General features: G+C 66.7%; 21 protein-coding genes and 2 pseudogenes. 5 read left to right on the forward strand and 18 right to left on the reverse strand.

Going from position 1 to position 26,316, the window contains the following annotated elements; genetic code table 11:
• Nucleotides 1–21: 21 nt before the first annotated feature.
• From GAA2_RS15740 to lepA, 7 genes are all read right to left on the reverse strand, one after another.
• On the reverse strand, nt 22–1,017 hold the full coding sequence (locus tag GAA2_RS15740; protein ID WP_024500482.1) for a sulfate/molybdate ABC transporter ATP-binding protein: 996 nt from the start codon (nt 1,015–1,017) through the stop codon (nt 22–24).
• Between the two features lies 1 nt (nt 1,018).
• Nucleotides 1,019–1,957: a sulfate ABC transporter permease subunit CysW gene (cysW, locus tag GAA2_RS15745; RefSeq protein ID WP_024500483.1), complete on the reverse strand. Its 939-nt coding sequence runs from the start codon at nt 1,955–1,957 to the stop codon at nt 1,019–1,021.
• Nucleotides 1,954–2,850: a sulfate ABC transporter permease subunit CysT gene (gene cysT / locus GAA2_RS15750; protein ID WP_096274174.1), complete on the reverse strand. Its 897-nt coding sequence runs from the start codon at nt 2,848–2,850 to the stop codon at nt 1,954–1,956. The genes cysW and cysT overlap by 4 nt, the downstream gene beginning before the upstream one ends.
• Nucleotides 2,847–3,977: a sulfate ABC transporter substrate-binding protein gene (locus GAA2_RS15755; protein WP_394854754.1), complete on the reverse strand. Its 1,131-nt coding sequence runs from the start codon at nt 3,975–3,977 to the stop codon at nt 2,847–2,849. The genes cysT and GAA2_RS15755 overlap by 4 nt, the downstream gene beginning before the upstream one ends.
• Nucleotides 3,978–4,129: 152 nt before the next feature.
• Nucleotides 4,130–5,035: a cation diffusion facilitator family transporter gene (locus tag GAA2_RS15760; protein WP_096274178.1), complete on the reverse strand. Its 906-nt coding sequence runs from the start codon at nt 5,033–5,035 to the stop codon at nt 4,130–4,132.
• A gap of 12 nt (nt 5,036–5,047) precedes the next feature.
• Nucleotides 5,048–7,099: a M3 family metallopeptidase gene (locus GAA2_RS15765; protein ID WP_096274180.1), complete on the reverse strand. Its 2,052-nt coding sequence runs from the start codon at nt 7,097–7,099 to the stop codon at nt 5,048–5,050.
• Nucleotides 7,100–8,986 carry a translation elongation factor 4 gene (lepA, locus tag GAA2_RS15770; protein ID WP_006434838.1) on the reverse strand — a complete coding sequence of 629 codons (1,887 nt, stop codon included), beginning with the start codon at nt 8,984–8,986 and terminating at the stop codon, nt 7,100–7,102. It abuts the gene before it with no gap.
• 50 nt (nt 8,987–9,036) lie between these two features.
• On the opposite strand from lepA, the gene GAA2_RS15775 reads away from it, so the two are divergent.
• On the forward strand, nt 9,037–9,735 hold the full coding sequence (locus GAA2_RS15775; protein ID WP_096274182.1) for an alpha/beta fold hydrolase: 699 nt from the start codon (nt 9,037–9,039) through the stop codon (nt 9,733–9,735).
• Nucleotides 9,732–10,160: a type II toxin-antitoxin system PemK/MazF family toxin gene (locus GAA2_RS15780; protein ID WP_096274184.1), complete on the forward strand. Its 429-nt coding sequence runs from the start codon at nt 9,732–9,734 to the stop codon at nt 10,158–10,160. The genes GAA2_RS15775 and GAA2_RS15780 overlap by 4 nt, the downstream gene beginning before the upstream one ends.
• 14 nt (nt 10,161–10,174) lie before the next feature.
• Here GAA2_RS15780 and GAA2_RS15785 read toward each other — a convergent pair whose 3' ends face one another.
• Together GAA2_RS15785 and GAA2_RS15790 are read right to left on the reverse strand one after the other, a co-directional pair.
• The gene (locus GAA2_RS15785; RefSeq protein ID WP_096274186.1) at nt 10,175–11,443 is read right to left on the reverse strand and encodes an MFS transporter; all 1,269 of its coding nucleotides are present in this window, start codon (nt 11,441–11,443) and stop codon (nt 10,175–10,177) included.
• 3 nt (nt 11,444–11,446) lie between these two features.
• Complete coding sequence (locus GAA2_RS15790) at nt 11,447–12,580, reverse strand: PLP-dependent cysteine synthase family protein (protein ID WP_096274188.1); 1,134 nt, start codon at nt 12,578–12,580, stop codon at nt 11,447–11,449.
• 207 nt (nt 12,581–12,787) lie between these two features.
• On the opposite strand from GAA2_RS15790, the gene GAA2_RS15795 reads away from it, so the two are divergent.
• Nucleotides 12,788–13,558, forward strand: a complete 771-nt coding sequence (locus GAA2_RS15795; RefSeq protein WP_396349861.1) for a response regulator transcription factor — start codon at nt 12,788–12,790, stop codon at nt 13,556–13,558.
• Nucleotides 13,548–14,723, forward strand: coding sequence for a sensor histidine kinase (locus GAA2_RS15800; RefSeq protein ID WP_096274192.1), 1,176 nt, complete (start codon nt 13,548–13,550; stop codon nt 14,721–14,723). The genes GAA2_RS15795 and GAA2_RS15800 overlap by 11 nt, the downstream gene beginning before the upstream one ends.
• Here the strand turns inward: GAA2_RS15800 and GAA2_RS15805 are convergent.
• The 4 genes from GAA2_RS15805 to GAA2_RS15820 all read right to left on the reverse strand — a co-directional run bounded on the left by GAA2_RS15805 (nt 14,707) and on the right by GAA2_RS15820 (nt 19,577).
• Entirely contained in the window at nt 14,707–15,555 is an 849-nt protein-coding gene (locus GAA2_RS15805) for a transglutaminase domain-containing protein (protein WP_006434835.1), read from the reverse strand. The genes GAA2_RS15800 and GAA2_RS15805 overlap by 17 nt on opposite strands.
• Nucleotides 15,552–16,529: an alpha-E domain-containing protein gene (locus tag GAA2_RS15810; RefSeq protein ID WP_006434834.1), complete on the reverse strand. Its 978-nt coding sequence runs from the start codon at nt 16,527–16,529 to the stop codon at nt 15,552–15,554. The genes GAA2_RS15805 and GAA2_RS15810 overlap by 4 nt, the downstream gene beginning before the upstream one ends.
• A complete protein-coding gene (locus tag GAA2_RS15815) occupies nt 16,526–18,346 on the reverse strand; it encodes a circularly permuted type 2 ATP-grasp protein (RefSeq protein ID WP_096274194.1) in 1,821 nt (606 codons plus the stop codon). Before GAA2_RS15815 ends, GAA2_RS15810 begins: the two co-directional genes overlap by 4 nt.
• Before the next feature lie 79 nt (nt 18,347–18,425).
• Entirely contained in the window at nt 18,426–19,577 is a 1,152-nt protein-coding gene (locus GAA2_RS15820; RefSeq protein ID WP_096274196.1) for a sulfotransferase family protein, read from the reverse strand.
• A 230-nt stretch (nt 19,578–19,807) separates the two neighbouring features.
• On the opposite strand from GAA2_RS15820, the gene rpsT reads away from it, so the two are divergent.
• Nucleotides 19,808–20,068 carry a 30S ribosomal protein S20 gene (gene rpsT / locus GAA2_RS15825; RefSeq protein ID WP_006434830.1) on the forward strand — a complete coding sequence of 87 codons (261 nt, stop codon included), beginning with the start codon at nt 19,808–19,810 and terminating at the stop codon, nt 20,066–20,068.
• A gap of 403 nt (nt 20,069–20,471) precedes the next feature.
• On the opposite strand, the gene holA is transcribed toward rpsT, so the two are convergent.
• The 5 genes and pseudogenes from holA to GAA2_RS15850 all read right to left on the reverse strand — a co-directional run bounded on the left by holA (nt 20,472) and on the right by GAA2_RS15850 (nt 26,316).
• Nucleotides 20,472–21,440: a DNA polymerase III subunit delta gene (gene holA, locus GAA2_RS15830; RefSeq protein ID WP_096274198.1), complete on the reverse strand. Its 969-nt coding sequence runs from the start codon at nt 21,438–21,440 to the stop codon at nt 20,472–20,474.
• A gap of 253 nt (nt 21,441–21,693) precedes the next feature.
• Nucleotides 21,694–23,252 (reverse strand): annotated as a pseudogene (locus tag GAA2_RS15835) (HD domain-containing phosphohydrolase).
• A 23-nt stretch (nt 23,253–23,275) separates the two neighbouring features.
• Nucleotides 23,276–24,101 (reverse strand): annotated as a pseudogene (gene mddA / locus GAA2_RS15840) (methanethiol S-methyltransferase).
• Complete coding sequence (locus GAA2_RS15845; RefSeq protein ID WP_191834451.1) at nt 24,098–24,844, reverse strand: hypothetical protein; 747 nt, start codon at nt 24,842–24,844, stop codon at nt 24,098–24,100. Before GAA2_RS15845 ends, mddA begins: the two are co-directional and overlap by 4 nt.
• A 59-nt stretch (nt 24,845–24,903) precedes the next feature.
• Complete coding sequence (locus GAA2_RS15850) at nt 24,904–26,316, reverse strand: ComEC/Rec2 family competence protein (protein WP_191834452.1); 1,413 nt, start codon at nt 26,314–26,316, stop codon at nt 24,904–24,906.

Consider the following 26,316-nt stretch of genomic DNA (forward strand, 5'->3'; position numbering starts at 1 on the left):
GTGCTCTTACCGGGCCAGGTCTCAGATCTCGGTCAGGGCGGCGACCTTGGTGGCCCGCGCGTACACGGTCTCGCCGGTCTTCAGGTTGAGGGCGTTCTGGTCCCCTCGGGTGATCTGGGCCGCGAACTCGTCACCCGTCGTCGCGGCGACGAGCTCAACCCGGGTCTCGAAGCCGAGGTTGACCACACGCAGGACGGTCGCCTTGATCACACCGGTGTCGAGGGACGCGTCGGCCGCCGGCGACGCCATCTCCGGGGTACGTCCGATCCGGATGTCGTGTGGGCGGACGAGTTCGCCGTTCAGACGCACCGTGGACCCGAGGAACGACGCGACGAACTCGTTGGCCGGGCGGTCGTAGAGGTCGTCGGGAGTGCCGACCTGCTCGATGCGCCCCTTGTTCAGGACAGCGATGCGGTCACTCACGTCGAGCGCCTCCTGCTGGTCGTGGGTGACCAGCACGGTGGTGACGTGGACCTCTTCATGCAGTCGACGTAGCCAGCGGCGCAGGTCATCTCGCACCTTCGCGTCGAGCGCACCGAACGGTTCGTCGAGGAGCAGCACCTTGGGGTCGACGGCGAGTGCGCGGGCCAGCGCCATACGCTGCCGCTGACCGCCCGACAGCTGTGCCGGGAACCGCTGCTGGAAGACGGTCAGTCCGACCACCTCGAGCAACTGGTCGACCTTCGCGTCGATCTCCTTCTTGGACCGCTTGCGGATCTTGAGGCCGAAGGCGATGTTGTCGCGCACCGTGAGGTGTTTGAACGCGGCGTAGTGCTGGAACACGAATCCGATGTCGCGCTTCTGCGGCGACTTCTGCGACACGTCGTTGTCGTTGATGCGGACGATGCCCGAGTCCAGTGTGTCGAGGCCGGCGATCGCGCGCAGCAGAGTCGACTTCCCCGAACCCGACGGACCCAGCAGCGAGGTCAGCTGCCCGTCCGGGATGTCGATGGAGACGTTGTCGAGGGCGGCGAAGTCGCCGTAGCGCTTGTTCGCACCGATCACCTGGATGGACATGTCACACGCCTTCCTTGTTGTGGGCGTTCGAGTGGACGACCTGCTTGGCGTCGACGGACTCCGGCCCGTGCGGCGGGGTCAGGTCGACTTCGGTGAGTTCGGCGTCGCCCGAGGTGGATTCACTGGCGTCGACGAGACGGGACTTGGCGCGGCGCTCGATGAGCGACATGAGCACGAGCACCAGGATGGCGACGAACATCAGCAGCGTCGCCGCCGCGTAGGCGCCGAACTCGTTGTAGTCGTCGGTGTAGCGGGAGTGAACCAACAGGGTCAGCGTCTGGGAGACACCGGGATAGTTCGACGAGACCATGGTCACCGCACCGTATTCACCGAGCGCTCGGGCGACGGTCAGGACGATGCCGTAGGTCAGACCCCAGCGGATCGCCGGAAGGGTGATCCGCCAGAAGACCTGCCACGAGTTCGCTCCCAGCGTCGCGGCCGCCTCCTCCTGTTCGGTGCCGATCTCACGCAACACCGGTTCGACCTCACGGGCGACGAACGGCAGGGTGACGAACAGCGTGGCCAGCACCAGGCCGGGGAAGCCGAAGATGATCCGGAATCCGAGACTCTCGACGCCGCCGAACCAGCCCCCGTGGCCCCACAACAGGATCAGCGCGACACCGGCGACCACCGGCGACACCGCGAACGGCAGGTCGACGACCGCCTGCAGGAGACCCTTGCCGGGAAACCGGCCGCGGGCCAGTGCCAGCGCCGTGATCACCCCGAACACCACGTTGAGCGGCACCACGATCGCGACGATGAGCAGACTGAGCTGGAGCGCAGAGATGGCCGCGGGAGTGGTGATCCACTCCCAGAACTGGACGATGCCGTGTTCGAAGGAGCGATAGAAGATGGTGCCGACCGGGACGACCAGCAGGATGAACAGGTAGACCAGCGCGACGGTGCGCAGCCCGTACCTGGTCAGCGGTGAAACCTTCATCGGTCTGCGTCCTCCCGCTTGGACTGCCACCGGCCCGCGACACGCAGGACGAGCAGGGTGACGAAGGCAATCAGCAGCAGTACCACCGAGATCGCGGCCGCGTCGACCGGTGCGTCGATCTCGACCTGCTGCTGGATGTACTGCGACGCCACCTGGGTGTCTCCGGGAATGTTGCCGCCGATGAGCACCACCGAACCGAATTCACCGATCGCACGGGTGAACGCGAGGCCGGCACCGGTCAGGATCGCCGGCAGCAGTGCCGGCAGGACGATCTTGCGGAAGATCGTGGCGTTGTTGGCGCCGAGCACCGCAGCGGCCTCCTCGACATCGACGTCGAGTTCGATGAGCACCGGCTGTACCTGGCGCACCACGAACGGCAGGGTGACGAAGGTCAGCGCGATCACCAGTGCCGGCTTGGTGGCGTTGAGCTGGATGTCGATGGGACTGTTCGGCCCGTACAGCGACAGCAGCACGAGGCTGGCAACGATCGTCGGCAGTGCGAACGGCAGGTCGATGATCGCGTTGACGAATCCCTTACCGGGGAACTCGTCGCGCACCAGCACCCACGCGATCAGGGTGCCGAACACGACGTTGATGAGCGCGGCCACCACGGACACGAGGACCGTGATCCAGATGGCGTCCACCGCGACGGGCGCGGAGATGGCCTCCCAGAAACCGCTCCAGCCGTCGTCGAAGGACTGCACCGTGATCGCGGCCAGTGGGAGCAGCACGATGATGCTGAGCCAGAGCCAGGCGATGCCGATGGTCATCGGGCTCACGCCGGCGAACGTCCGCGAGCGTCCGAGGAATCCGCGCGGCGGTCCGGCATCGGGGACCGGCGAGCCGGTGTCCGGGGCCGTGACCGGTGTTCCGACAGGATCGACCGAGGTCACTGCACACCCCCTGAGTCGTAGATCTTGGTGATGGCGCCCTTCTTCCCGAACAGGGCGTCGTCCACGGCTTTCCAACCCGTCAGGTCCGTGCCGTCGTTCTCCTCGGCGGTTCCCTCCCCGAGTACCTTGCCGAGTTCGGCGATCGTCCACAGCTTCGCGATGTCACCCGGGAACAGGTTCCGGGTCTCGTCGATGACCGCCGGGTCGACGGGCCGGAAGCCCTGCTCGGCCCAGATTCGTTGCGCCTCCGGGGTGAACAGGAAGTCCACGAACGACCGCGCGCCGGCGAGGTCGTCGGAAGTGTTGATCACCGCGACCGGGTTCTCGATCTTGAACGTCTGCGGCGGGATCACGTACTCGACCTCATTGTCCGGGCCGGCGGTGGCGTTCGCCCGGTCGAGCATGATCGCCTCGTTCTCGTAGCTGATCAGCACATCGCCCTGGCCCTGCTCGAAGGCCGTGGTGGCTTCGCGACCCGACTTGGGGACCACCTTGATGTGGTCACGCACCAGTTCGGCCACGTAGTCGAGGCCGGCCTGCGGGTTGCGACCGCCGTCGCTGATCGCGGCGTACGGTGCCAGCAGATTCCACTTCGCCGAGCCGGAGCTGCCCGGATTCGGGGTGACCACCTGCACGCCGGGCTTCAGCAGATCCGCCCAGTCGCGGATGTTCTTCGGGTTGCCCTTGCGAACCACCAGCGCGACGACCGACCCGAACGGGGTGCTGTTGTTGGGAGCCTGCTTCTTCCAGTCCTCGTCGACCAGACCAGCCTTCACCAGTCGGGTGATGTCGGGCTCGACCGAGAAGTTCACCACGTCGGACGGAACACGACGGGCCACCTTGCGCGACTGGTCACCGGACGCGCCGTACGACACCGAGAAGCCGAGGTCCTCACCCGCCGGGGTTTCGCGGAAGGCCGGGATGATCTCGTCGAAGCCGATCTTGGGGACTGCGTAGGCGACCAGATCGAGGTGTCGATCACCGCTGGAGATGTCCACTCCGCCGGGTTCGTCGGTCGATCCGCCACCGCAACCCGCGACGACCACCATCACCGCTGCCAGCAAGCTCACCAGCACAGCGGTGCTCGTCCGACGGATGCCGCGCCGCGCGGCCGGGCCAGCGCTCACTCTTCCTCCAAGACTCAACGGGACCGGCCGGTACGGGCTGTGACCGGCGGACCGAACCACGCTAGCAACCAGCGTGATCGTCATCGGATTTCAAATCAGTGAGATCGAAACTCTGCCCAGGCCACACCTGCGGTCGGCCGGCACACGTCCTGCTACTCCAGCCGCCAGTCCTCGTAGGCCCGCGGATCGTTGACCGGCTCGAGGTGTGTCGTGATGTTCAGATCGGGGACCGCGGCATGCAGATCGTCTTCGACGACCTCGGTGAGGTCGTGGGCGTGCTGTACCGACCAGTCCCCCGGCACCAGCATGTGCAACTGCACGAATCTCTGGTGACCCGCCTCGCGCGTGCGGATGTCGTGGAAGACGATACCGTCGGCGCGGTGCCGGTCGAGCACGTCGTTGATCGCGTTGCGCTGTTCTGCCGGTAGTGCGGAATCCATCAGACCGGCGCCCGACCGCCACACGAGTTGGGTGCCGACGACCATGATGTTGACGGCGACCGCGATGGCGATCAGCGGGTCGAGCGGGAGCCAACCGGTCCACGCGACCAGGAACACGCCCACGACGACGCCCACCGTCGTCCACACATCGGTCATCAGGTGCTTGCCGTCGGCCTCGAGGGTCAACGAGCGGTGTTTCCGGCCGGCGCTGATGAGAATCCAGGCCACCACCGCGTTCAGGACCGTGGCGCCCACGGATATGCCGAGGCCGAGTCCGACTTCCTCGAGCTCACGCGGGTTGATGAGCCGGTCCACCGCGGTTACCACGATGATGACCGCTGCGACGACGATCAGCACACCCTCGAAGACCGCCGAGAAGTACTCGGCCTTGGTGTGCCCGAAGTTGTGACGCTGGTCCGGCGGTTTCGCCGCGACCCGAAGAGCGACGAACGCACCCACGGCCGCGATGACGTTGACGATCGACTCGAGCGCGTCGGACAACAGCCCCACCGATCCGGTGACCCACCAGGCGAGCAGTTTGAGCCCGAAGACCGCGACGGCGGTCACGATGCTGAGCATCGCGAACCGCGACAGGTTCCGGCGATGGTTGCTCGTCATGACCGGCCCCGATCAGGCAGCAAGGCCACGACGACGCAGCAGCGGCTCGATCTGCGGCTTGCGGCCGATCAGCGTCTCGTGCGACACGAGCGGGTCGACGCTGTCACCGCGCGACAGCGTCGCCTCGGCGAACCGCCGGCCGTTCTCGCGCTCCAGGCCGCCCGAGGCGAGGAACCACTGTTCGGTCTCGGCGTCGAGGACCTCCGACCAGATGTAGCTGTAGTAACCGGCCGAGTATCCGCCGCCGAAAACGTGGTTGAAGTAGGCGCTGCGATAGCGGGGCGGGATCAGATCGGTCTGCAGGCCGACCTCGGTGAGGGCCTTCGCCTCGAAGGCCTCGACATCGGTGACGGCAGCGGCCTCCTCGACCGTCAGCCGGTGCCAGGCCAGGTCCAGCGACGACGCCGCCAGGTACTCGAGGGTCCCGTGTGCGGTCTCGGCGCCCGCGGATTCGCGTGCGGCAGCGGCCAGCTCGGCCGGGATCGGGTCGCCGGTCGCGTGGTGCAGCGCGTAGTTGGCGAGCACCTCCGGATGCAGCGCCCACATCTCGTTGACCTGAGAGGGGAACTCGACGAAGTCGCGCGGCACGGATGTCCCCGACTGCGACGGGTACTCGACCGACGACAGCAGACCGTGCAGTGCGTGTCCGAACTCGTGGAACAGGGTCGTGAGCTGATCGATGCTGAGCAGACACGGCTGCCCCTCATCGGGTTTCGTCAGGTTCAGGACGTTCACGATGATCGGCTGGGTCTGCAACACCGACGACTGGTCGACGATGTTGTTCATCCAGGCACCGCCGCGCTTCGACGGCCGCGCGTAGAAGTCACCGAGGAACAGGCCGATGCCGGTGCCGGCGTCGTCCCGCACCTCCCACACGCGCACGTCGGGGTGATAGACGGGCAGGCCGGTCCGTTCGACGAACTGCAGGCCGTACAGCTTGTTCGCGGCGTAAAAGACGCCCCGCGTGAGCACGGTGTCGAGTTCGCAGTAGTCGGCGAAACCGTCGAGCGGGACCGACGATCTGGCCTGCTTCTCGCGCTCGAGCCAGAAGGTCAGGTCGGCGGGACCGATCTCGACGTCGCCGGCGAACTCGGTGAGCCGCGTCAGTTCCCGACCACCGGCACGCATCGCGGTCTCGTTCAGCTCACGGAGCATGTCGTCGACCGCCGACGGGTCGGGTGCGGTCTGCTCGGCGATCACGAACTCGGCATGGTCGCGGTAACCGAGGAGCTCGGCGCGGCGGGCACGCAGACGCACGATCTCGAGGACGAGGTCACGGGTGTCGTGGTCATTGCCGCGCGAGCAACGGTTCACCGACGCATCGAAGACCCGTTGACGCACAGCGGGGTTCGTCAGCTCGGTGAGCACGGCCTGACTGGTCGGCAGTTCCAGGGTGATCAGGTATCCGCTCTCGTGACCGGCATCGGCGGCCGCTCGTCGGGCGGCCGTGATCTGGCCTGCGGACAACCCGTCGAGGTCGGCCGCGTCGTCGACGAGCACCGCCGACTCGTTGGTGTCGTCGAGGATCTTCTGCGAGAACGTGGTCGTGAGATACGCCAGCCGAGAGGCGATCTGACGCATCTCCTCCTGCTCCGCCGCGGGCAGACCGGCGCCGGCGCGCACCGACTCGCGGTACCGCTTGTCGAGGAGACGACGCTGCGGCTCGGTCAGGTCGAGTTCGTCGGTCCGGGAGGCGAGTTCCGAGATCCGGCCGAACAGAACCGGGTTCATCGCGATGGTGTTGCCGTGATCGGTGAGCAGCGTCGAGAGTTCTTGGGAGATCTCGTTGCGCTTGGGGTTGGTGTCGGGGCCGACGAGGTTGAAGAAGATTCCCGACGCGCGAGCCAGGTCACGGCCCGACAACTCCAGCGCCTCGACGGTGTTGGCGAACGTCGGCTCCGCGGGGTCCCACGCGATGGCCTCGACCTCGGCGAGATGCGACGCCATCGCCGAGGTGAAGGCAGGCAGGAAATCGTCGTCGGAGATCGACGTGAAGTCCGGCAGCTCGTAGGGCAGATCGCTCTGTGCCAGTACCGGATTGGTTGCGCTGTCCTGCCCCGCCATCTATTTGCCCTTCGGTTTGTCACCTGCTGCATCGGTGGAGAGCGCCGCGACGAACGCCTCCTGCGGGACGTCGACGCGGCCGATCGTCTTCATCCGCTTCTTGCCTTCCTTCTGCTTCTCGAGCAGTTTGCGCTTACGGCTGATGTCGCCGCCGTAGCACTTCGCGAGCACGTCCTTGCGGATCGCCCGGATGTTCTCGCGCGCGATGATCTTGGAGCCGATGGCCGCCTGGATCGGAACCTCGAACTGCTGGCGCGGGATGAGTTCCCGGAGCTTGAGCGCCATCCGGTTGCCGTAGGCGTAGGCGGCGTCGCGGTGGACGATCGCGCTGAACGCGTCGACGGCCTCACCCTGCAGCAGGATGTCGACCTTCACCAGGTCCGCTTCCTGCTCGCCCGCCTCCTCGTAGTCGAGCGAGGCGTAACCGCGGGTCCGCGACTTCAGCGAGTCGAAGAAGTCGAAGATGATCTCCGCCATGGGCAGCGTGTAGCGGAGTTCGACGCGGGTCTCGGAGAGGTAGTCCATGCCGCCGAGCTCGCCGCGGCGCGACTGGCACAGTTCCATGATGGCGCCGATGAACTCGCTCGGCGCGATCACGGTGGTCTTCACGACCGGCTCGTAGATGTGGCGGGTCTTGCCCTCCGGCCAGTCCGACGGGTTGGTGACGACATGCTCGGAGCCGTCCTCCATCACCACGCGGTACACCACGTTGGGAGCGGTCGAGATGAGGTCCAGATTGAACTCGCGCTCGAGACGTTCGCGGGTGATCTCCATGTGGAGCAGCCCGAGGAAGCCGCACCGGAATCCGAACCCGAGCGCCACGGACGTCTCCGGCTCGTAGGTGAGCGCGGCGTCGTTGAGCTGCAGCTTCTCCAGCGCCTCACGCAGCACCGGATAGTCCGAGCCGTCCATCGGGTACAGGCCCGAGTAGACCATCGGCCGCGGTTCGCGGTAGCCGGTCAGGGCCTGGGTCGCGCCGTGCCGGGCGGTGGTGACGGTGTCACCGACCTTCGACTGCCGCACGTCCTTCACACCGGTGATGAGGTAGCCCACCTCGCCCACACCGAGACCCTGGGTGACCTTCGGTTCCGGTGACACGATGCCCACCTCGAGCAGTTCGTGCGTGGCGCCGGTCGACATCATCTGGATCTTCTCGCGGGGCACGATCTTGCCGTCGACCACACGGACGTAGGTGACGACGCCGCGGTAGGTGTCGTAGACCGAGTCGAAGATCATGGCTCGCGCCGGGGCGTCGGCGTCGCCGACGGGTGCCGGCACCTTGCGGATGACCTCGTCGAGCAGCTCCGACACGCCGACACCGGTCTTGCCCGACACCCGCAGGACGTCCTCGGGCTCACAACCCACGATGTGGGCGAGCTCGGCGGCGTAACGGTCGGGGTCGGCCGCGGGCAGGTCGATCTTGTTGAGCACCGGGATGATGGTGAGGTCGTTCTCCATCGCCAGATAGAGGTTGGCGAGGGTCTGTGCCTCGATGCCCTGGGCCGCGTCGACGAGCAGCACCGCACCCTCACACGCCTCGAGCGCACGCGACACCTCGTAGGTGAAGTCGACGTGACCGGGGGTGTCGATGAGGTGCACGACGTAGTCGTCACCGTCGAGCTGCCAGGGCAGGCGTACGTTCTGCGCCTTGATGGTGATACCGCGCTCACGCTCGATGTCCATGCGGTCGAGGTACTGCGCCCGCATCTGGCGCTCTTCCACCACGCCGGTGAGCTGCAGCATCCGGTCGGCCAGCGTCGACTTTCCGTGGTCGATGTGGGCGATGATGCAGAAGTTCCGGATGCGCGCCGGGTCGGTGAAGGTCTGGTCGGCGAAGGTGGGAATTGGAACTACTCCTCGAGGATGGACACGGGCGTTGACCACCATGTTCTCATGAGCGCCGCGAATGGTGCCCAGGCGGATGGCGGGGCGCTACCGTGGCAGCCGTGACAGCCGAGTCCGACGAGTCGGAAAAGCCAGGGACCACCATCACCATCGTCGAGACCGACGACGTCGCCGCCGACGTGCACCGTCCCGACGGCACACCGCGCGCCACGATCGTCCTCGCGCACGGCGCCGGCGGGAACCGTTCCGCCGTCATCCTGCGCGCGCTGGCAGACGAGCTGAGTTCGCGCGGGTATGTCGTCGCCCGGATCGACCTCTCCTATCGCCGCCGCCGCCCCAAGGGACCTCCCAGTCCGTCGACGTCGCCGGCCGACCGCGACGGCATCCGCGCCGCCTGCGCGATGTTCCGGGCCGAGTCCGACGGCCCGCTGTTCGTCGGCGGTCACTCCTATGGCGGCCGCCAGGCGTCGATGGCCGTTGCCGAGGACGGGCCGGCCCTCGCCGACGGTCTCCTGCTCAGCTCCTATCCGCTGCACCCACCGGGCAAGCCCGACCGGCTGCGCACCGAACACCTGCCGTCGATCACGGTGCCGACCCTCGTCGTCCACGGCAGCACCGACCCGTTCGGAACCACCGAGGAGATGGCCGAGGCCATCGGCCTGATCGACGCGCCGACGCGGATCGTCGAACTCGAGAAGGTCGGTCACGACCTGAACCCGAAGAAGAAGCCGACCGCCGCGCTGACCGCCGACGCGGTGGACGAGTTCCTGATGGGAGAAACTTCCGCATGACCCGCACCAATCGCCCCGCCGCTCTCCGACCGAGTCGGGAGCTGGCGCGCACGATCAGCTACGTCCCGGACCTCGACGGCGACGCCGATCCCGGCGAGATCGTCTGGACCTGGGTCGCCTACGAGGAGGACCCCACGCAGGGTAAGGACCGACCAGTCCTCGTGGTCGGCCGCGATGCGCGCGCCGAGACCACCGACGACGTCCTAGGGCTGATGCTCTCGAGCAACGACCGACGCGCCGCCGACGACGACTGGTTCGGTGTCGGGTCCGGCGGCTGGGACTCGTCGAACCGCCCCAGCTGGGTTCGCCTGGATCGGGTCCTCGTCGTCGACGCCGACGGAATCCGACGCGAGGGCGCCGTCCTCGATCGTGCACGTTTCGATGCCGTCGCCGAGCAACTCCGCGAACGCTTCGGCTGGCGGTAACCCACCCGCGAGACCTACTGGCTCGTCGCAACTTCCCGACCGAGACCGACGTCGAGGGCGAGCCAACCACGACGGTTCAGCACGAACAGCGCTGATGCCGAAGCCGTACCCGTCAATAGCAGCACGACCCAGATCAGCTCCGCTCTGCCCTGGGTCGCAGCAACGCTGTACAGCCATCCCGTCACGGCATTACCCAACAGGATTCCCGCTCCTACGATCGTGTTGTAGAGGCCGTAATGGGTCGCGACCAGTTTGCCGTTCGCAAGTCCGATCATCGTGTCCATCTCGAACGGAAAGACCGCTGCGGTTGCCGCGGCAAGTATCGCGGCAGTCAACAGCAGTGCGGCGATGTTGACGGCGAGATTGCCCTGATCGGTGGTGGTGGTCACGATCAGTGGCAGGAAAGCTGCCGCCATCACAGCCATACCCACACTCAGACTCCCGGCGTTGCCCCATTTCCTGGCGAACCAGGAGGTGATGCGCAGCTGCCCCGCTATGGCCACCAACCCGGTCACCGCGAACATTGCAGTGACGACTCCGGTTGCCGCCGTTGGACTGTCCGCGATCCGATCGGCATGAAGGGGCAAGGCGAGGTAGATCTGGAACGACAACACATACGAGCTGGTCATAGCCACCGCAAAGAGCAAGAATCGGCGGTTGACCAGCACAGTTCGCCAGTCTTGAACAACCGAGTTGTCGCTCGCGGGCGGTTTGGCCGACGGTAGTGCCTTGATCTGAACGATCGTGAGAATCGCGAAGATTCCCGCCGCACACAGGGAAGTGAGCCGAAAGTCGAGTGCGGTCAATGCCAGTCCGACGAGCGGCCCCAAGAGGATTCCGGCCTGGTAGAAGACGTTGAAGACGGCGAACGCCTCGACTCGACGCTCCCCGGCATCAGCGGCCAGGTAGGCACGCACCGCCGGGTTGAACAATGCACCGGCGAATCCCGTTGCCGCCGAGGCAATCAGAATCGCGGGCAACGACGTGGCACATGCCAGCAAAATGAATCCGATGACTCGGATGAGACAGCCCGCAACGATCAGTGGCTTGTAACCCCAGCGATCGGCCAGTGTTCCTCCGACCAGGAACATGCCTTGCTGTGAGAAGTTCCGGATACCCAAGACCAGTCCGACCGCCCACGCGGCCAACGCCAACGGTCCGGCGAGATAGGCCGCCAGGTAGGGCATGAGCATGTAGAAGCCGAGATTGATGGTGAACTGGTTGACCATCAACACCTGGCTAGGACGGTCAAAACTGCGGAAAGTGCGATACAACCGGCGCATCTATCAGCTCGCAGGCTCGGCGCGTCGAATGCGAGTCGGATCGACAACAGAACCACACCGCGTCCAACTGGTCGCCACCTCGTTCAACGGATCATCGATGGTGCGAGGCCCGGTCGGCACCGGCACGTCGAGCAGGTGGTGTGCGCGGCAGTACTCGTCGTTGTAGACGGTTCCGTAGTAACGCGCGGGTCCATCCGGGAAGATTGCCGCGATCCGGGTATCGGCCAATCGGGTTCGTGCCAGCCAGCCTGCCACCAGGGCCACGGCGCCGACGCTCCACCCACCGGTCGCATAATGCGTGGCGGCGAGGGTCCTGCATGCCCACACCGCCTCGGCCGGCCCCACCCAGTGAACCTCACTGAACTGGTCGTAGTCCACGTTGCGCGGATAGATACTCGAGCCGAGGCCGCGCATGACTCGCGATTGTGCGGGTTGCCCGAAGATCGTCGAGCCGACCGTGTCCACACCCACGACCTCCAGATCGGGGTTGAACTGTCGCAGGGCGTGCGCCACACCCGCGGAGTGCCCGCCGGTACCCACTGAACACACCAGCACATCGACGTGCCGCAGCTGTGCGATCAGCTCCACCCCGAGCGGGTTGTATCCCGTCACATTGTCCGGGTTGGAGTACTGATCGGGGCACCACGCGGTGTCGTCGAGTTGCAGCAGCGAACGCACCCGGTCACGTCGTGCCTGTTGCCATCCGCCGGTCGGGTGGGGCTCGGTCACGATATCGACGTGAGCGCCATAGGCTGCCAGCATCTGCCGCAGAATCGGCTCCAGTCCCGGGTCGGTCACCAATGTCACCGGATGACCGAAGACGATGCCAGCCAACGCCAATCCCAGACCCAGGGTTCCGCTGGTCGATTCGACAATCTGCGCGCCTGGGGCCAAATCGCCTCGTGCACGGGCGCGTTCGACCATGTGCAACGCCGGGCGGTCCTTCATTCCGCCTGGGTTGAATCCCTCGAGCTTGGCCCAGAATCCGTGTCCTGCTCCGGCGAAAGGTTCGGAGATCCGGAGCACCGGAGTGCCACCTACTAGTTGACGGCTCAAGCTTGCATGGCGAGAGGTGGCTTCGGTGGCAGATACGGCGGCGAATGGGTCACTGGTGATGGGGTTGTATGAAACGGTCACCCGAGCATCCTCTGCGTCGTTGGAAAGGGGGCCGCCGGCCGCAACAACATCGACAGTGTGAGAGGGACTGCGTCATGACAACGCTCCGATCGGCGACAACTCCACCTTGCCGACCGAAGCTCAAGCTGATCGACAGACAAGTTCAAGATCTGCTCAAGAACGCCCACCGGGTTGGCCCGTTCGGTATTGCCCGCCACCATGGAAGGCGTGCACGATAACCGCTTCGTCGACGACCCACTCGTTCCGGCAGTCCGCCAAGCGCAGGGCCAGCATGCGTTGATCATCGAAGACGAGCCCGACATCGCTGAGGTCGTGGCCGGCTATATGCAGCGCAGCGGCTTTCAGGTCACCATCGCGCATGACGGCCGCGAGGGAATCACCGCAGCGCGCGCGGTGACTCCGGTGGTGGTGATCCTCGACCTCGGTCTACCATCGATAGACGGCGTCGAAGTCTGTCGACAACTGCGTACCTTCACCGACGCCTACATCGTGATGGTCACCGCGCGCGCAGACGAGGTCGACACTCTGATCGGTCTGGCGGTGGGAGCCGACGACTACGTCACCAAACCGTTCCGCCCACGTGAACTGGTCGCTCGTATCGACGCCATGCTGCGTAGACCACGAGAATCGACCGACTCCGTCGGGGCGCACTCACGCCGGCTCGGCGATCTCTCCATCGATCCACAGTCTCGTGAAGTCCAGGTATCGGGAAGAATCGTCGAGCTCACGCGTACCGAATTCGATGTGCTCGAGGTCCTCAGCCGGCGGCCGGGCATGGTCTTGCGCCGGGAACAGGTGCTCGCCGAAATCTGGGGGTCGGACTGGGTTGGTGACACTCACGTCGTCGAAGTCCACGTAGCGAGCCTCCGCCGCAAACTCGGCGACAGCGCCGCGACCGGACAGTTCATTCGTACCGTGCGCGGCGTGGGATACCGCATGGGAAGTGGCCGACCTCCGGGAGTAGACCATGCGAATTGATCGTCGCCGGCTCAGGTTCCCCGACGGCTTCGGCTCCCGCCTGCTACTGGCCCAGGCCATCGTGATCGGCGGCGGCGGCATCAGCGTAGCGCTCGTGCTGCTGTTCCTCGCCCCGCACGCCTTCCATGGACACCTCGGCCAGTACAACCCCGCGGTCGGCTCCGCCCCGGCCCGCCATCTCGAATCCGCGTTCACCTTCTCGATCATCGTCTCGATGAGCGTCGCACTGATCACCTCGACGGTGCTGGCCACGGCGGTGAGTTGGTTCCTCGCGCGTCGGGTCCAGCGTTCGGTGGCCAGTGTCGCGCAGTCGGCGGTGGCGATCGGCGCGGGTAACTACCGCTCACGGGTATCCGATCACCGACTAGGCCACGAATTCACCCAACTCAGCGACGCCATCAATCAACTCGCAGAGCGGTTGAACTCACAAGAAGACGTCCGCAAACGCATGCTCTCCGACCTCGCGCACGAACTGCGCACTCCGTTGACCACCATCGGCGCCGTCACCGATGCGATCGAAGACGGTGTACGGCCCGCAGATTCACAGACTTTCGACGTGGTGCGTTCGGCCACGACCCGGCTGCAACGACTGGCCGAGGACATCGCCGCCGTCTCCAGCGCCGACGAGCACCAGCTACCCCTCCACCGAGGGCCGGTCGCCCTCGACAGACTCCTCGAGACCGCGCGCGGCCAAGCCATCGACCTGTTCGCGGAGGCCGGTGTGGAGATGGCCATGGCCGCCCCCACATCACGCATCTACCTCGACATCGACCTCGACCGGATGAGTCAGGTTCTCCTCAACCTGCTCAGCAATGCCCTACGACATAGTTCACCTGGTGACCGCGTGACCGTTGCGGCGCGGGTATCGGCTGGTCGGACCGTCCACATCGCGGTCGTGGACGAGGGTGACGGTATTGCACCACAACATCTTTCCCATGTCTTCGACCGGTTCTACCGCACTGATTCCTCGCGTACAAGAGACGTCGGAGGCAGCGGAATCGGCCTCACGATCGCGCGCTCGATCGTCGAAGACCACGGCGGAACGCTGATCGCCGAGAGCAATGGTCTCGGGCACGGCGCAGCCTTCACCATCGCGCTACCTGCGATCGCCCTCTCCGGCAGCACGGACCGGCCGTCAGCAACCAGGATCACGCCAACCGGGTGATCTCCACGATGACGTCGAGATCCGTTGCGCCGCCGCCGGTGTAGACACCCTTGAGCGGCGAGACGTCCGCGTAGTCGCGACCCACGCCCACCGACACGTGCTGTTCGCTGATCGAGGTGTCGTTGGTCGGGTCATAACCCCACCAGCCACCGGTCCACGCCTCGATCCACGCATGGCTCTGGCCCTGGACCGTCTTGTCGATCGCGGCATCGGGTTCCGGATGCAGGTAACCCGACACGTAGCGAGCGGGAATCCCCAGGCCGCGCAACATCACCAGGGTGAGATGTGCGTAGTCCTGACAGACGCCCTTGCGCTCGTTCCAGGCGTCGACGGCGGTGGTGTGCACGCCCGTGGTGCCCGGAACGTACTCCATCTCGTCGTGGACGAACCGCGAGATCGCCTCGACCGTCTCCCCCGGTGTCAGGCCTTTGGCCACCTTCTTGGCCGCCGAGATCAGCTGACGGTTTCTCGGCACGTACGTGGTGTTGGACAGCATCTCGTCATAGCGGTCGATCACGGCGTCGCTGGTGATGTCCTCCCAGGTCGCCTGCTCGTCCTCGCCCGGCCGTTGCCCGCGATCGGTCTCGACCACCGACATCCCCGACACCTCGAGTTCCTCGTGGGGCGCGTGGAGATCGAAGGCGGTGACCGCGGTTCCCCAATAGTCGGTGTAGCGGTACGACCTGGTGGCCGGGACCGTCTCGACACGGTTGACGATGACGTTCTGCCGGGCATCGCTTCGAGGCGTGAGCCGGGCCTCGTTGTACGACGAGGTGACGGGACCGTTGTACGCGAAACCGGTGGAATGGACGACGCGTAGACGCCAGCTCACAGTTCACTCTCCTCGATGACTTGCCCGTCGCTGACCCGGGCGTCGGCCCACGAGACGTACGGCGACACATGGAAGTACTGCTTGGTGACCGCCTCGTTGACGGCACGGCAGGTGTCCTGCAGATCGACGAGCCGTTCCTGCAGCCCGTCGAGCAGCTCACCCGGTTCGAGGAACTCCAGCGAACTCCGCGCCCGACCGAGCAGCAACTGGGCCTCGGCCTGTGCGCCGACGCGGCTGGGGCCCTTCTCGAGCTGGGCGAGGTTGCGCTCGGCGACGCTGAGCGCATGGAAGATCGCCCGCGGGAACAGACGGTCGAGCAGCATGAACTCGACGATGTTCTCCGCGTCGAGGACGCCGCGGTAGGTGCGCAGGAAGGTGTCGTGACCGCCGGCGGACACCAGCACGTTGACCCATGCGGGCGACGACGTGCGATCCCCCGCACGCGACAACAACATCCGGATCGTCATGTCCACCCGCTCGACCGATCGGCCGAGCAGCAGGTAACGATAACCGTCGTCGTGGCTCAGGGTGGCGTCGGCGAGGCCGGCGAACATCGCCGCACGGTTCTTCACGTACGAGAGGAACTCGTGCGGTCCCAGGCGACGTGAGCGGCGTTCGGCGGCGTCGAGCCCGTTGTAGGTGGTGTTCAGACACTCCCACAGCTCGCTCGACGTGACTTCCCTTGCGCCCCGCGCATTCTCGCGTGCCGCACGGATCAGGTCGACGATCGACCCGACCGCGTCGGCGTCGTAGGCGACGCGCTCGGTCAGCGTCCAGACGTCGAGCTCCTCGTCGGTCTCGGGGGCCTCGAGGCCGAGCACCTGGATGATCAGTCGCGCCTGCTGGTCGACGTCGACGGTGGTGTCCTCGAGCAGCTGATGGATCGCGACGTCGAGGATGCGCGCCATGTCGTCGGCGCGTTCCACGTACCGGCCGATCCAGTAGAGGGATTCGGCGTTGCGCGCCAACATCATCGGGGATCACCGCCCTGCTGCTGGATCATGTCGCCGAGTTGCTGACACGGCCCGCCGGACGACTGCGACCGGGATGTCGTGCCCTGCTGCTGCTGCTGGGTCTGTGTGTGGACCGGGTCGGGGGCGCTGTCGGCGGGTCGGGCCGCGGCGACGCCGCTGGAGGTGACCACCTTCGCCCCGGACAGTTCGCGTTCGGCCTCCGACGTCCGGCTGGCCAACACCCAGGTGTCCTTGGAACCGCCACCCTGACTGGAGTTCACCACCAGCGACCCCTCCGGCAGTGCGACACGCGTCAGCCCACCGGGCAGGACCCACACGGACTCACCGTCGTTGACGGCGAACGGACGCAGGTCGACGTGACGTGGCCGGATCTCGTTGCCGATCTTCGTCGGCACCGTCGACAACTGCACGACGGGCTGCGCGATCCAGCCGCGCGGATCGTTGCGGACTTTGCGCGCCAGCGTGTCCAGCTCCGCCTTGGTGGCCTCCGGCCCGAAGACGATGCCGTATCCGCCCGATCCCTCAACGGGTTTCACGACGAGTTCGTCGATCCGGTCGAGCACTTCCTCGCATTCCTCGGGAAGCCAGCAGCGCAGGGTGTCGACGTTCTGCAGGCTGGGCTTCTCCCCGAGGTAGTACTGGATGATCTCCGGGACGTAGGTGTAGATCAGCTTGTCGTCGCCCACTCCGTTGCCGACCGCGCTCGAGATGACCACGTTGCCGGCGCGGGCCGCGTTGAGCAATCCGGCGACACCCAGCATCGAATCGGGGCGGAACTGCATCGGATCGAGGAAGTCGTCGTCGATCCGGCGGTAGATGACGTCGACGCGCTGTTCGCCCTCGGTGGTCCGCATGTACACGACGTTGTCGCGGCAGAAGAGATCTCGGCCCTCGACCAGCTCGACGCCCATCAGCCGCGCGAGCAGCGAGTGCTCGAAGTAGGCGGAGTTCGCCACACCCGGCGTCAGCACGACGATGTTCGGGTCGGCCTCGTTGAACGCGGCCGACGCCCGCAGTGCCCGCAGCAGATGGCTCGGATAGTCGGCCACCGCACGGACCCGGTGTTTGGAGAAGAGGTCGGGGAACACGCGTGCCATCGCACGACGGTTCTCGAGCACGTACGACACACCCGACGGCGAGCGCAGATTGTCCTCGAGGACACGGAAGTCGCCGTTCTCGTCCCGGATCAGGTCGATGCCGGCGACGTGGATGCGAACACCGTTGGGCGGCCGGATGTTTGCCGCCTGTCGGTGGAAATGCTCACACGAGTGGACGAGGCGTTTCGGCAGCACACCGTCGCGCAGGATCTCCTGCTCGCCGTAGATGTCGTCGAGGAACAACTCGAGCGCCTGCACACGCTGGGTGATGCCCGCTTCGAGCTTGCTCCACTCACTGGCCGAAATCACGCGCGGCACAATGTCCAACGGGAACGGACGCTCCTTGCCGGACAGCGAGAAGGTCACGCCCTGGTCGAGGTAGGCGCGGCCCAGTGCTTCGACGCGGGCCTCGACCACATCGGACTGGTCCTCGTCGGCCATCGCCTTGTAGATGCCGCGGTAGGGCGTACGCACCTCCCCCGCGGCATCGAACATCTCGTCATATGCCTTGCCGTACGGGCCTTTTGCGTATCCACCGAAGTTTCCGGTGAAGTTTCCCTCGCCACTCGACTTCGTCGGTTTGGCGGCCGATCCCGAACCCTTCGTCGCGCCGGTGCGGCCCGACGCCGATTTCCCGGACGAGCTCGACGTCGTCGTCTTCGCGGATGCGGACTTACGCGCCGCCTTCTTGGCGGGCGCACTTGTCGATGCGGGGGTCATAAAGTGCCATGGTGCCGCATAACCGCGTAATCGGCACGACGGTTGGCCACCCGTGTCGCGCAGGGCACGCGACCGCAGTTCAGCGCGAGCGACGCATCGCCAGAGCGCGGCGCTTGACTCGCCGCAGGACATTGGCCGCGCGGGTCTTGACCGGTGGCCCCACCTTGGGCAGCGGCGCCGCCAGCACCATCGACGCAATCGTGTCCAGCGCCACGTCGAGCACCTCCCGGTCCGACGGCATCGGCGCGTCGGCGGCGCCCTCCGCGGACACCTCGAGGTCGGCGAGGTCGCCGGCGACGTCGTATCCGGCGTTGCGCACCGACTCCACCATCGTGGCCGCCTGGGCAGCGGCCCACTGCCGATGTTCGACGGTCAGCCCCTGCGGCGCGCCCGACCGCGCTTCGAACAGGATCTCGCCGATCAGCTGCCCCTTGATGATGCGTTCGTAGCGACGCCATTCGATGGTCTCGGGCTGGAGGCGCTGGTTGAGACCGCGCAGGAACTCGGCCTGAGCGGCCGACAACGAACTGTTGAGGCTCGGCACCGGGATGCTCAGCGGTGCGGGGTCGACGTTGATGACCCGGAGGAAGCGATCCCACAGGGTGTCGCCCGTCGCCGGCCGGCCGCGCGGCACGGTCACCACGTGCACCCGTCCGGGCCCGACGAACTTCGCCCATTTGGCGAGGATGCCGACGTGGTCCTGGAACTCCCAGAACGGTTCGTCCTCGACGAGCGGACCGGCGTCCTCGGTGGCCGCCTCGTCCACCGAGTTCGACTCGGCCGCGAAAGCCACCGCGTCGACGAACTCGTCGAAGGAGGCACGACGCTGATTCTTGACGTTCTCCTGCCACACCGACGGGAGCTGCCTACCGAGGTCGCGGACGGTGGCGATGACGTGGACCTCGTCGGCGAACGACAGACCGGCCAGCAGCCGCTCGATCTGCTCGCTGGTTGCGGTGCTGTACAGCTCGTGGGACAGCAGTGACGTCTGCGGCCAGGCCCGCATCTGCCCGAGCAGCTTGGGCCACACGCCGGCGAAGGCCGGGTCGGCCCAGTCGAGGTAGCGCTCCGACTGGAGGTGGACCGCGGCGTGGAAGTGATCGGAGATCACATTGCCCGGATAGAGCAGCCCCGACGTCTGTAACGCCAGGTCACGGTTGCGCCAGAGTCGATCCTGCAGGTGCGTGGTGCCGGTCTTGGGGAGACCTATGTGTACGTAAACGACGGACATGATGAATCGAGCCTAGACTTTCATGCACGATGATTCTTTCCGGCGTGCGTCGCGCGCGCAACGGATTTTGGGCTGGCCGAACCCGGCTGGTAATGTTGTCCGCTGTTGCGGTGACGCCGTGAAGATACTTCACGCGCCGACACCGCGCGGGGCGAGCCCGGACCACCCGGTCCGCCGCCCCGACCCAGAACAGACAGTCATATCCACCAGCAACGACAGAGGTAACACGCGTGGCGAACATCAAGTCTCAGATCAAGCGCAACCGCACCAACGAGAAGAACCGGCAGCGCAACGTGTCGGTGAAGTCGGCGCTGCGTACCTCGATCCGTAGCTTCCGCGAGGCCGTCGAGGCCGGCGACAAGGCAAAGGCTGCCGAGCTCGGGCAGGCCGCGAGCCGCAAGCTCGACAAGGCCGCCAGCAAGGGTGTCATCCACGCCAACCAGGCCGCCAACAAGAAGTCGGCCATCGCTCTCGCGGTCAACAAGCTCTGAGCTGACCCACTCCGACCTCCGGGTCGCCTCGGCGCGGCGCGCCGCCATATCCTCATACGTACGATCACCCCGGCGGCATCCACGCGGTTGCCGGGGTGATCGTCGTTCTCGGGCGCCTTCGGACGATGGGCCCTGTTACTCGCAGAGTCGCCCGCTGTGGAGCCGCCCCTTCGCCGGTTGAGCCGCCCCCTCCCGCTGGTTGAGCCGGCCACGAGCGCAGTGAGAGCCCCCCTCCGCCTGTTGAGCCGGCCACGAGCGCAGCGAGAGCCCCCCTCCGCCTGTTGAGCCGGCCACGAGCGCAGCGAGAGCCCCCCTCCGCCTGTTGAGCCGGCCACGAGCGCAGCGAGAGCCCCCCTCCGCCTGTTGAGCCGGCCACGAGCGCAGCGAGAGCCGCGTCGAAACCTCAGCTCCGACGACGCCCGTCAGGCCTGAGGTCGGCGACGGCCGCAACGGCGTGCGTCAATGCGTAATCGGCGTCCGCGGCCTGGCCCTTGACGTCGCCGTTGAGCTTGGCGACCACGCCGATCGCGTGAGCGATCGACTCCGAATCCCACGCCTTGGCCTTCGCCTGCACGCTTTTCACCCGGTTCGGCGGCATGCCGAGTTCGGAAGCGGCCGCGAAGTGATCGATCGACCCCATCGGCCTGATACGGGCGATGGCGTGCACGGCCTCGGCGAGGGCATCGGCCAGCAAGACGCGCGGCACGCCGTGATGCAGAGCCCAGGCCAGCGACTCGAGTGCACCGGCCCGGTCACCGAGGACCGCTTTGTCGGCCACCTCGAAGCCGGTCACCTCGGACCGACCCTGGTAGTAGAGCTGGACGGTCTCGCGGTTGACCTTGCCACCGGTGTCGGCGACGAGCTGGGCACACGCGGCGGCGAGCTCACGCAGCTCGGAACCCACACTCTCCACGACCTGCTCGACGACGTCGGCGCTGACCTTCACCCCGAGGGACCGGAACTCGTCGCGGACGAACGTCATCCGGTCCGACGGCCACTTCGGTGCGGTGGTCGCGTGTTCCACCGCGCCGGCCTTCTTGAGCGCCGGCACCATCGACTTGGCGCGCCCCCCACCGTGGTGGATCACCATCAGCGTGATGCCCTCGGGCAGGGATGTGGCCGACGCGGCGATGAGGGCCGCAGGTTCCTTGCCCGCGTCGGCGGCCGCCTCGATGACGACGACCCGCTCCTCGGCGAAGAGCGACGGGCTCAGCAATTCGGCCAGCTCGTGTTCGCTGACGTCGCCCGCGCGCACCCGGGTCACCGGGACCGGAGTGCCCGCCTCCTTGGACGTGGCCTCGGCCACCGCGGAGATCACCCGACCGGTCAGGAAGTCGTCGTCTCCGAGGAGCAGGTGCAGGCGATCGGTCACGTGCTCATCGTGCCAGATCCGGCCGACAACGCCGCGGGGGCTACTGCGACGGTCTCAGCGCCGTGTGATCGACCTGCCCCGCGCCGAAAACCGCCCCTGACAAGCACCCTGTCAAGCGGCGTCGACGACGTATTGTCTCCCGCTGTCCCCTCGAGGGCGCATTCCGGGGGCGCATTTCCGGGGCGCTGTTCGGGGGCGGATCCCGGGGGCGCATTTCGGGGGCGGGCTCCGGCTGCGGGCTCCGGCCGCGGACTCACGACGGTCCCGCGAGTCCGTTCTCCAGGGCGTACAGGCTCGCGCCGACCCGGTTGGATGCCCCGATCTTCGTGTAGGTGCGCTCGACGTGATTGCGCACCGTCTTCTCGCTGAGCACCAGTTTCGACGCGATCTCCCGATTGGACAACCCTCGCGCGACGAGGCCAAGGATTTCCCGCTCGCGAGGTGTGAGCGCGTCGGTGCGCCGTGCCCGGGTCCGGGCGTGGCCGGCGGCGGCGAGGACGGCCTCGACGCAGTCGGCGTCGAGCTCCCCGCGAGCGGCGCGGCGTCCGAGCCGCGCCACCGCGTCCTCCGTGGACATCGCATCCCGATAGGGCCGCGGTTCGATCGCCGATCGATATGCGACTGCCGCGGCGAGGATGCGTTCCGGTCGTCCGAGCGCCGGCCCGCCGAGTCCCAGGGGATAGCCCGTGCCGTCCAGGTGCTCGTGATGGGTCCGGGCGATGCGAGCCTCGTCTCGGAGCCCGGGAATGCGCGTGAGGACGCGGTCGGTGAGATACGGGTGCATACGTACTCGCTCCCACTCGGCCGCGGTGAGGTCACCGGCTTTCGACCAGATCTGGTTGGAGACCCCGATCCGGCCGACGTCGTGGAGACAGCCGGCACGACGGATCACCGCGATGTCGTGCCGGTCGAGACCGAGGTGTCCGGCGGCCGACTCGGCCAATGCCGACACATCGCGCGAATGACCCAGCGCAAAAGGACATTTCAGGTCGACGAAATCACCGATGGCGAGTAGGAGGTGGTCGAGATCCGGATCGTCGAGGCGCAACTCCGCGTCGGGTGCGATGGAAAGCGCCAGCTCCCAGGGATCGTCGGAGTCGGCCGGGAACAGTGTCGCGGGGTCGTCGACGAACGCGTCGACGACGTCGGGATCGAAATGACCGCCCCGGCGACTCCGGGCCATCGCCACCGCGCCCTCGACCCCGTACATGCGGTGGTGAACCTCCGCCATGTCGGCCAGTTGCGCCACCCGCATCTCGATCGGGATACCCGCGCCCGACACCCCGCCGGGTAGTCCTCCCCCGTCGAATCGTTCGAAAGTGAACGTGATCGCGTGCTCGACGTCGGCACCGAGTCCGATGTGGCCGGCCAGGGCGGCCGCCGACAGGCAGTGTGAGTGCACGAGCAGCGACATCTGGCCGCGCGCATCCCGGAAGAGTTCGGCCATCGTCCGCATCCGTCTGGGGAGGGATTCTCCCCGACCGAGATTGCCGACGACGAACCGCAGGTACGGCAGACCCGACCAGTCGACGAGGTAGGCGTTGCGCCGCACCGCGATGTCGTCGCCGAACCAGTGGGCGTACTCCGCGGAGTCGGCATGGCACCCGATCCACATCACGAGCGTCGTGTAGTAGACGGTGTCCTGCTGGTGACGGTCGAGCCCGAGCCGGTGAGCCAACCGACTGGCGATGACCGCCGAGCGCAACATGTGCTCGGCCGGCTGACCGAGCCCGAGATCGCGATCGCGACCGAGAGCCCGGCCAGCACCTCGACACGACGAGGCAGCACATCCTGCGCACCCATGACGTTCATTGTCGCGCTCTTCGGCCCGGGTGTCAGCTGACCGGCACATGCACCGGGTGCGACGCCCGACGTGTACGCAACCCCGGCAGCAGCATCGGCACGCGACGGCGGTATTCGACGTAGTCGTTCCCGAAGACCCGGATCAGGTCCCGTTCCTCGAGATGTATGCCGACGAAGATGTAACCGGTTGTCGCGCAGGCGAACAGAAGGTGCCCGACGGTCATCGTCGGCGTCACCCAGAAGGCGATCACGAAGCCCAGATAGATCGGATGACGCACGACCCCGTACCAGAGGGGCGTGATGAACCGATATGGCGGGAGCGGACGCCGGCGCGCATTGGCGACCACCTGCCGCAGCCCGAACAGGTCGAAGTGGTTGATGAGGAACGTCGAGGTGAGGACGAGAAGCCAGCCGAACACGGACACCCCGACGAGAAGCGCCCGCGCAATCGGCGCCGAGACATCCCAGATGGTGGCCGTGACCGGATGCCACCACCACAGGAGTGCGGCGAGACAGGCTGTCGCCGCCAGCACGTAGGTGCTGCGTTCGATCGGGGTGGGCACGATCCTGGTCCACCTCTTCTTGAAACCTTCGCGCCATCACGCTGTGCTGCGCGGCGAACAAAGTCAGCAACGCCAGGTCGATCACCACCGCCAGGGCCACCCCCGTCGACGGTCCGCCCCGATCGACGGTCCGCGGGACGATCTCGACGCCTCCGACGACGATCGAGGCATTCTCGACGAAGGCGATCGCCCACAGGAACACGATCAGGAAGGCAACGTAGGCGATCACACCGTAGGCGAGGCATCCGAGGCGGACGAGAACTCCTGTCGTAGCGCCGGTTTCGGTGGTGGTCATCGCACTGCTCCCGTGTGGTGAAGTGAGTCCGGGTCGGTCGTGGTGGTGCTCGGAGTGTCGAACGCCGATCGACCGACGAAGAACAGACCGCGTTGCGGAAGCGGGATGTCGCCGATCCGGACCTGCTCGTCGAATGGTCCGGGAGCACCGAGAGTCTCGCCGTTGAGCGATGCCCGGCTGTCGGCGACGCGCCAGATGTACAGAGGTGTTCCCCGGAACTCGGGCCCGTTGGGGGTCCGTGCACACATCCGGACTCGGCCGGCACGCAGCATGATGGTTGCCATCGGTCCCACCGCGTGCAGCACCGCCCGGCTGCGCCACGCTGCTGCGGGCGTCGCACCGCTCAGCGCAGTCATCACGCGCGTCGTGGGTGACGAGGTCAGCTCGACCTGCCAGGTGAGGGTGTTGCCGAGTGTCACCTCGAACGTGTGGTCATCGGTCCACCCGACATCGATCGCCGGAACCTGACGGGTCGTCGCGCCCGCATCGAAATACCGCGGGCAGCTCCGCTCGGGTTCTGTTGTCGTATAGATCGTCCAGTGTCCGTTCGGATCTCGGTGCCATACGGACCGGTACGCCGGACCGATGGAACTGGCGACCATGTCACGCAGAGCCAGATAGTGGCCCGACCTGAACGGCAGGCCCATGACGCCGTATCCGGCGAAACGTTCATCGTCGCCGTCAGCGAGTCGCGGGTGAGCGCGGACATCGGTGACGACCTCTCGGGGTGTTCGTGTGTTCATGACCCCAGAGTCGTCCGCCATACGCCTCACCCGCGTGGGGCATCTGCCTCATCTTCCCCTCACCCCAGCACCTCCACACTCGCCCACCCCAGCACCTCCACACTCGCCCACCCCGGCCCGCCGAAGGCGTGCGCGCACCAGATCATCCACCACAGTTCCGGCCCCAGAGCTCGGACCAAGAGTTCGGCGATCCCGGCACCGAGGCCGTCGGGCGGACCGATCGCACCGATGAGGGCGGCAGCGGTACCGACGACGCTGATGATCGCGACCACGGGTGCGACGAGAAGGTTGGCCACGATCCCGACCACGGACAACTGACCTGTCACCAGCACGACGACCGGCGCGGTCACCACTTGCGCGGTGACCGCCATCGCGATCACCTCCGCCAATCCCGGCGGACAACGCCACGCCCGCAACCGATCCCGGAGACGAGGCGCCCACAGCACGATGGCGCAGGTGGCCGCCACCGACAGCGCAAAGCCCGGCTGCAGCGCCAACTCCGGCCACCACAGCAGACCGCCGATCACTGCGGCCCCCAGAGCAGGCAGCGACTGCGAGCGTCGCGACGCGAACAGAGCCAACACCCCGACCCCACCCATCAGCGCCGCGCGCAACACGCTGGGTGTCGGCCGGACGAGCATCACGAAACCGACGATCACCACGAGGCCGACGATCGCCGACGAGCGCGGCGGCACCCCGATGCTGCGGACGATGAGAAGCGCTGCGCCGCAGACGATCGCGAAATTCGCTCCGGACACCGCGGTGAGATGGCTCAGGCCCGCGGCCCGGAAGTCATCGCGCAGTCCCTCGTCCACCCCGCTCTCGTCGCCGAGCACGAGCCCCGGCAGCAGACCCGCGGCCTCCGGACCGAGGGCGCGGGTCGCCACCAGTTGTAGGCGTTGCCGGATCGATCCCGCGACGGTCTGGTACGCGGGCGGTCCGCCGACGAGCTTCGGGGAAGACGCGGTGAGGGACGCGACGAGAAGAGTTCGGTCCGGTGGTGGCCGCACCTTCACGACGGCGACGACTCGTTGACCGGGCAGCAACCCCGCCCATGCCTGCGTTGCACCACGAAGGTCTGCCGGCGCGGTCGAGACCCGCTCGGTACCGATCTGTTCGACGTCGACGCGCGCGCGGATGCGTCCCTGCCCCGTCGGGCCGATCGGCAACGGATCGCTGCGAAGAGTCATGACCACCGTCGCCTTCCCCGACACATGCGACAGCGGATGATCGGCACGGGCCTCCTGCCGGAGCGAGAGGGATGTCGCACAAGCCGCGGCCAAACCCGCTCCTACGACGACCAGCCCCACCGCCTCCCAGCCGAGCCGGTGAGCACCGCATGCCAGCACCCCGGCGAGGGCCACCACCGCCGAGACGATCGCGACGCCGACGCCGACACCGACCGGGGCCACCAGCCCGCACGCCGTCACCGACCACACCATCACCGCCGGCACCAGCAGCCGGAAGTCCAT

Source organism: Gordonia ajococcus, assembly GCF_012974285.1.
GTDB lineage: Bacteria > Actinomycetota > Actinomycetes > Mycobacteriales > Mycobacteriaceae > Gordonia > Gordonia amicalis.

Bases quoted from the DNA above. Each gene is read 5' to 3' on its own strand.
- GAA2_RS15765 (WP_096274180.1), bottom strand. From the start codon at position 7,099: ATGGCGGGGCAGGACAGCGCAACCAATCCGGTACTGGCACAGAGCGAT.
- GAA2_RS15845 (WP_191834451.1), bottom strand. From the start codon at position 24,844: ATGAACACACGAACACCCCGAGAGGTCGTCACCGATGTCCGCGCTCAC.
- GAA2_RS15810 (WP_006434834.1), bottom strand. From the start codon at position 16,529: ATGATGTTGGCGCGCAACGCCGAATCCCTCTACTGGATCGGCCGGTAC.
- cysW (WP_024500483.1), bottom strand. From the start codon at position 1,957: ATGAAGGTTTCACCGCTGACCAGGTACGGGCTGCGCACCGTCGCGCTG.
- lepA (WP_006434838.1), bottom strand. From the start codon at position 8,986: ATGGTGGTCAACGCCCGTGTCCATCCTCGAGGAGTAGTTCCAATTCCC.
- GAA2_RS15760 (WP_096274178.1), bottom strand. From the start codon at position 5,035: ATGACGAGCAACCATCGCCGGAACCTGTCGCGGTTCGCGATGCTCAGC.
- GAA2_RS15800 (WP_096274192.1), top strand. From the start codon at position 13,548: ATGCGAATTGATCGTCGCCGGCTCAGGTTCCCCGACGGCTTCGGCTCC.
- GAA2_RS15740 (WP_024500482.1), bottom strand. From the start codon at position 1,017: ATGTCCATCCAGGTGATCGGTGCGAACAAGCGCTACGGCGACTTCGCC.
- GAA2_RS15780 (WP_096274184.1), top strand. From the start codon at position 9,732: ATGACCCGCACCAATCGCCCCGCCGCTCTCCGACCGAGTCGGGAGCTG.
- GAA2_RS15815 (WP_096274194.1), bottom strand. From the start codon at position 18,346: ATGACCCCCGCATCGACAAGTGCGCCCGCCAAGAAGGCGGCGCGTAAG.
- GAA2_RS15850 (WP_191834452.1), bottom strand. From the start codon at position 26,316: ATGGACTTCCGGCTGCTGGTGCCGGCGGTGATGGTGTGGTCGGTGACG.
- GAA2_RS15820 (WP_096274196.1), bottom strand. From the start codon at position 19,577: ATGTCCGTCGTTTACGTACACATAGGTCTCCCCAAGACCGGCACCACG.
- GAA2_RS15785 (WP_096274186.1), bottom strand. From the start codon at position 11,443: ATGCGCCGGTTGTATCGCACTTTCCGCAGTTTTGACCGTCCTAGCCAG.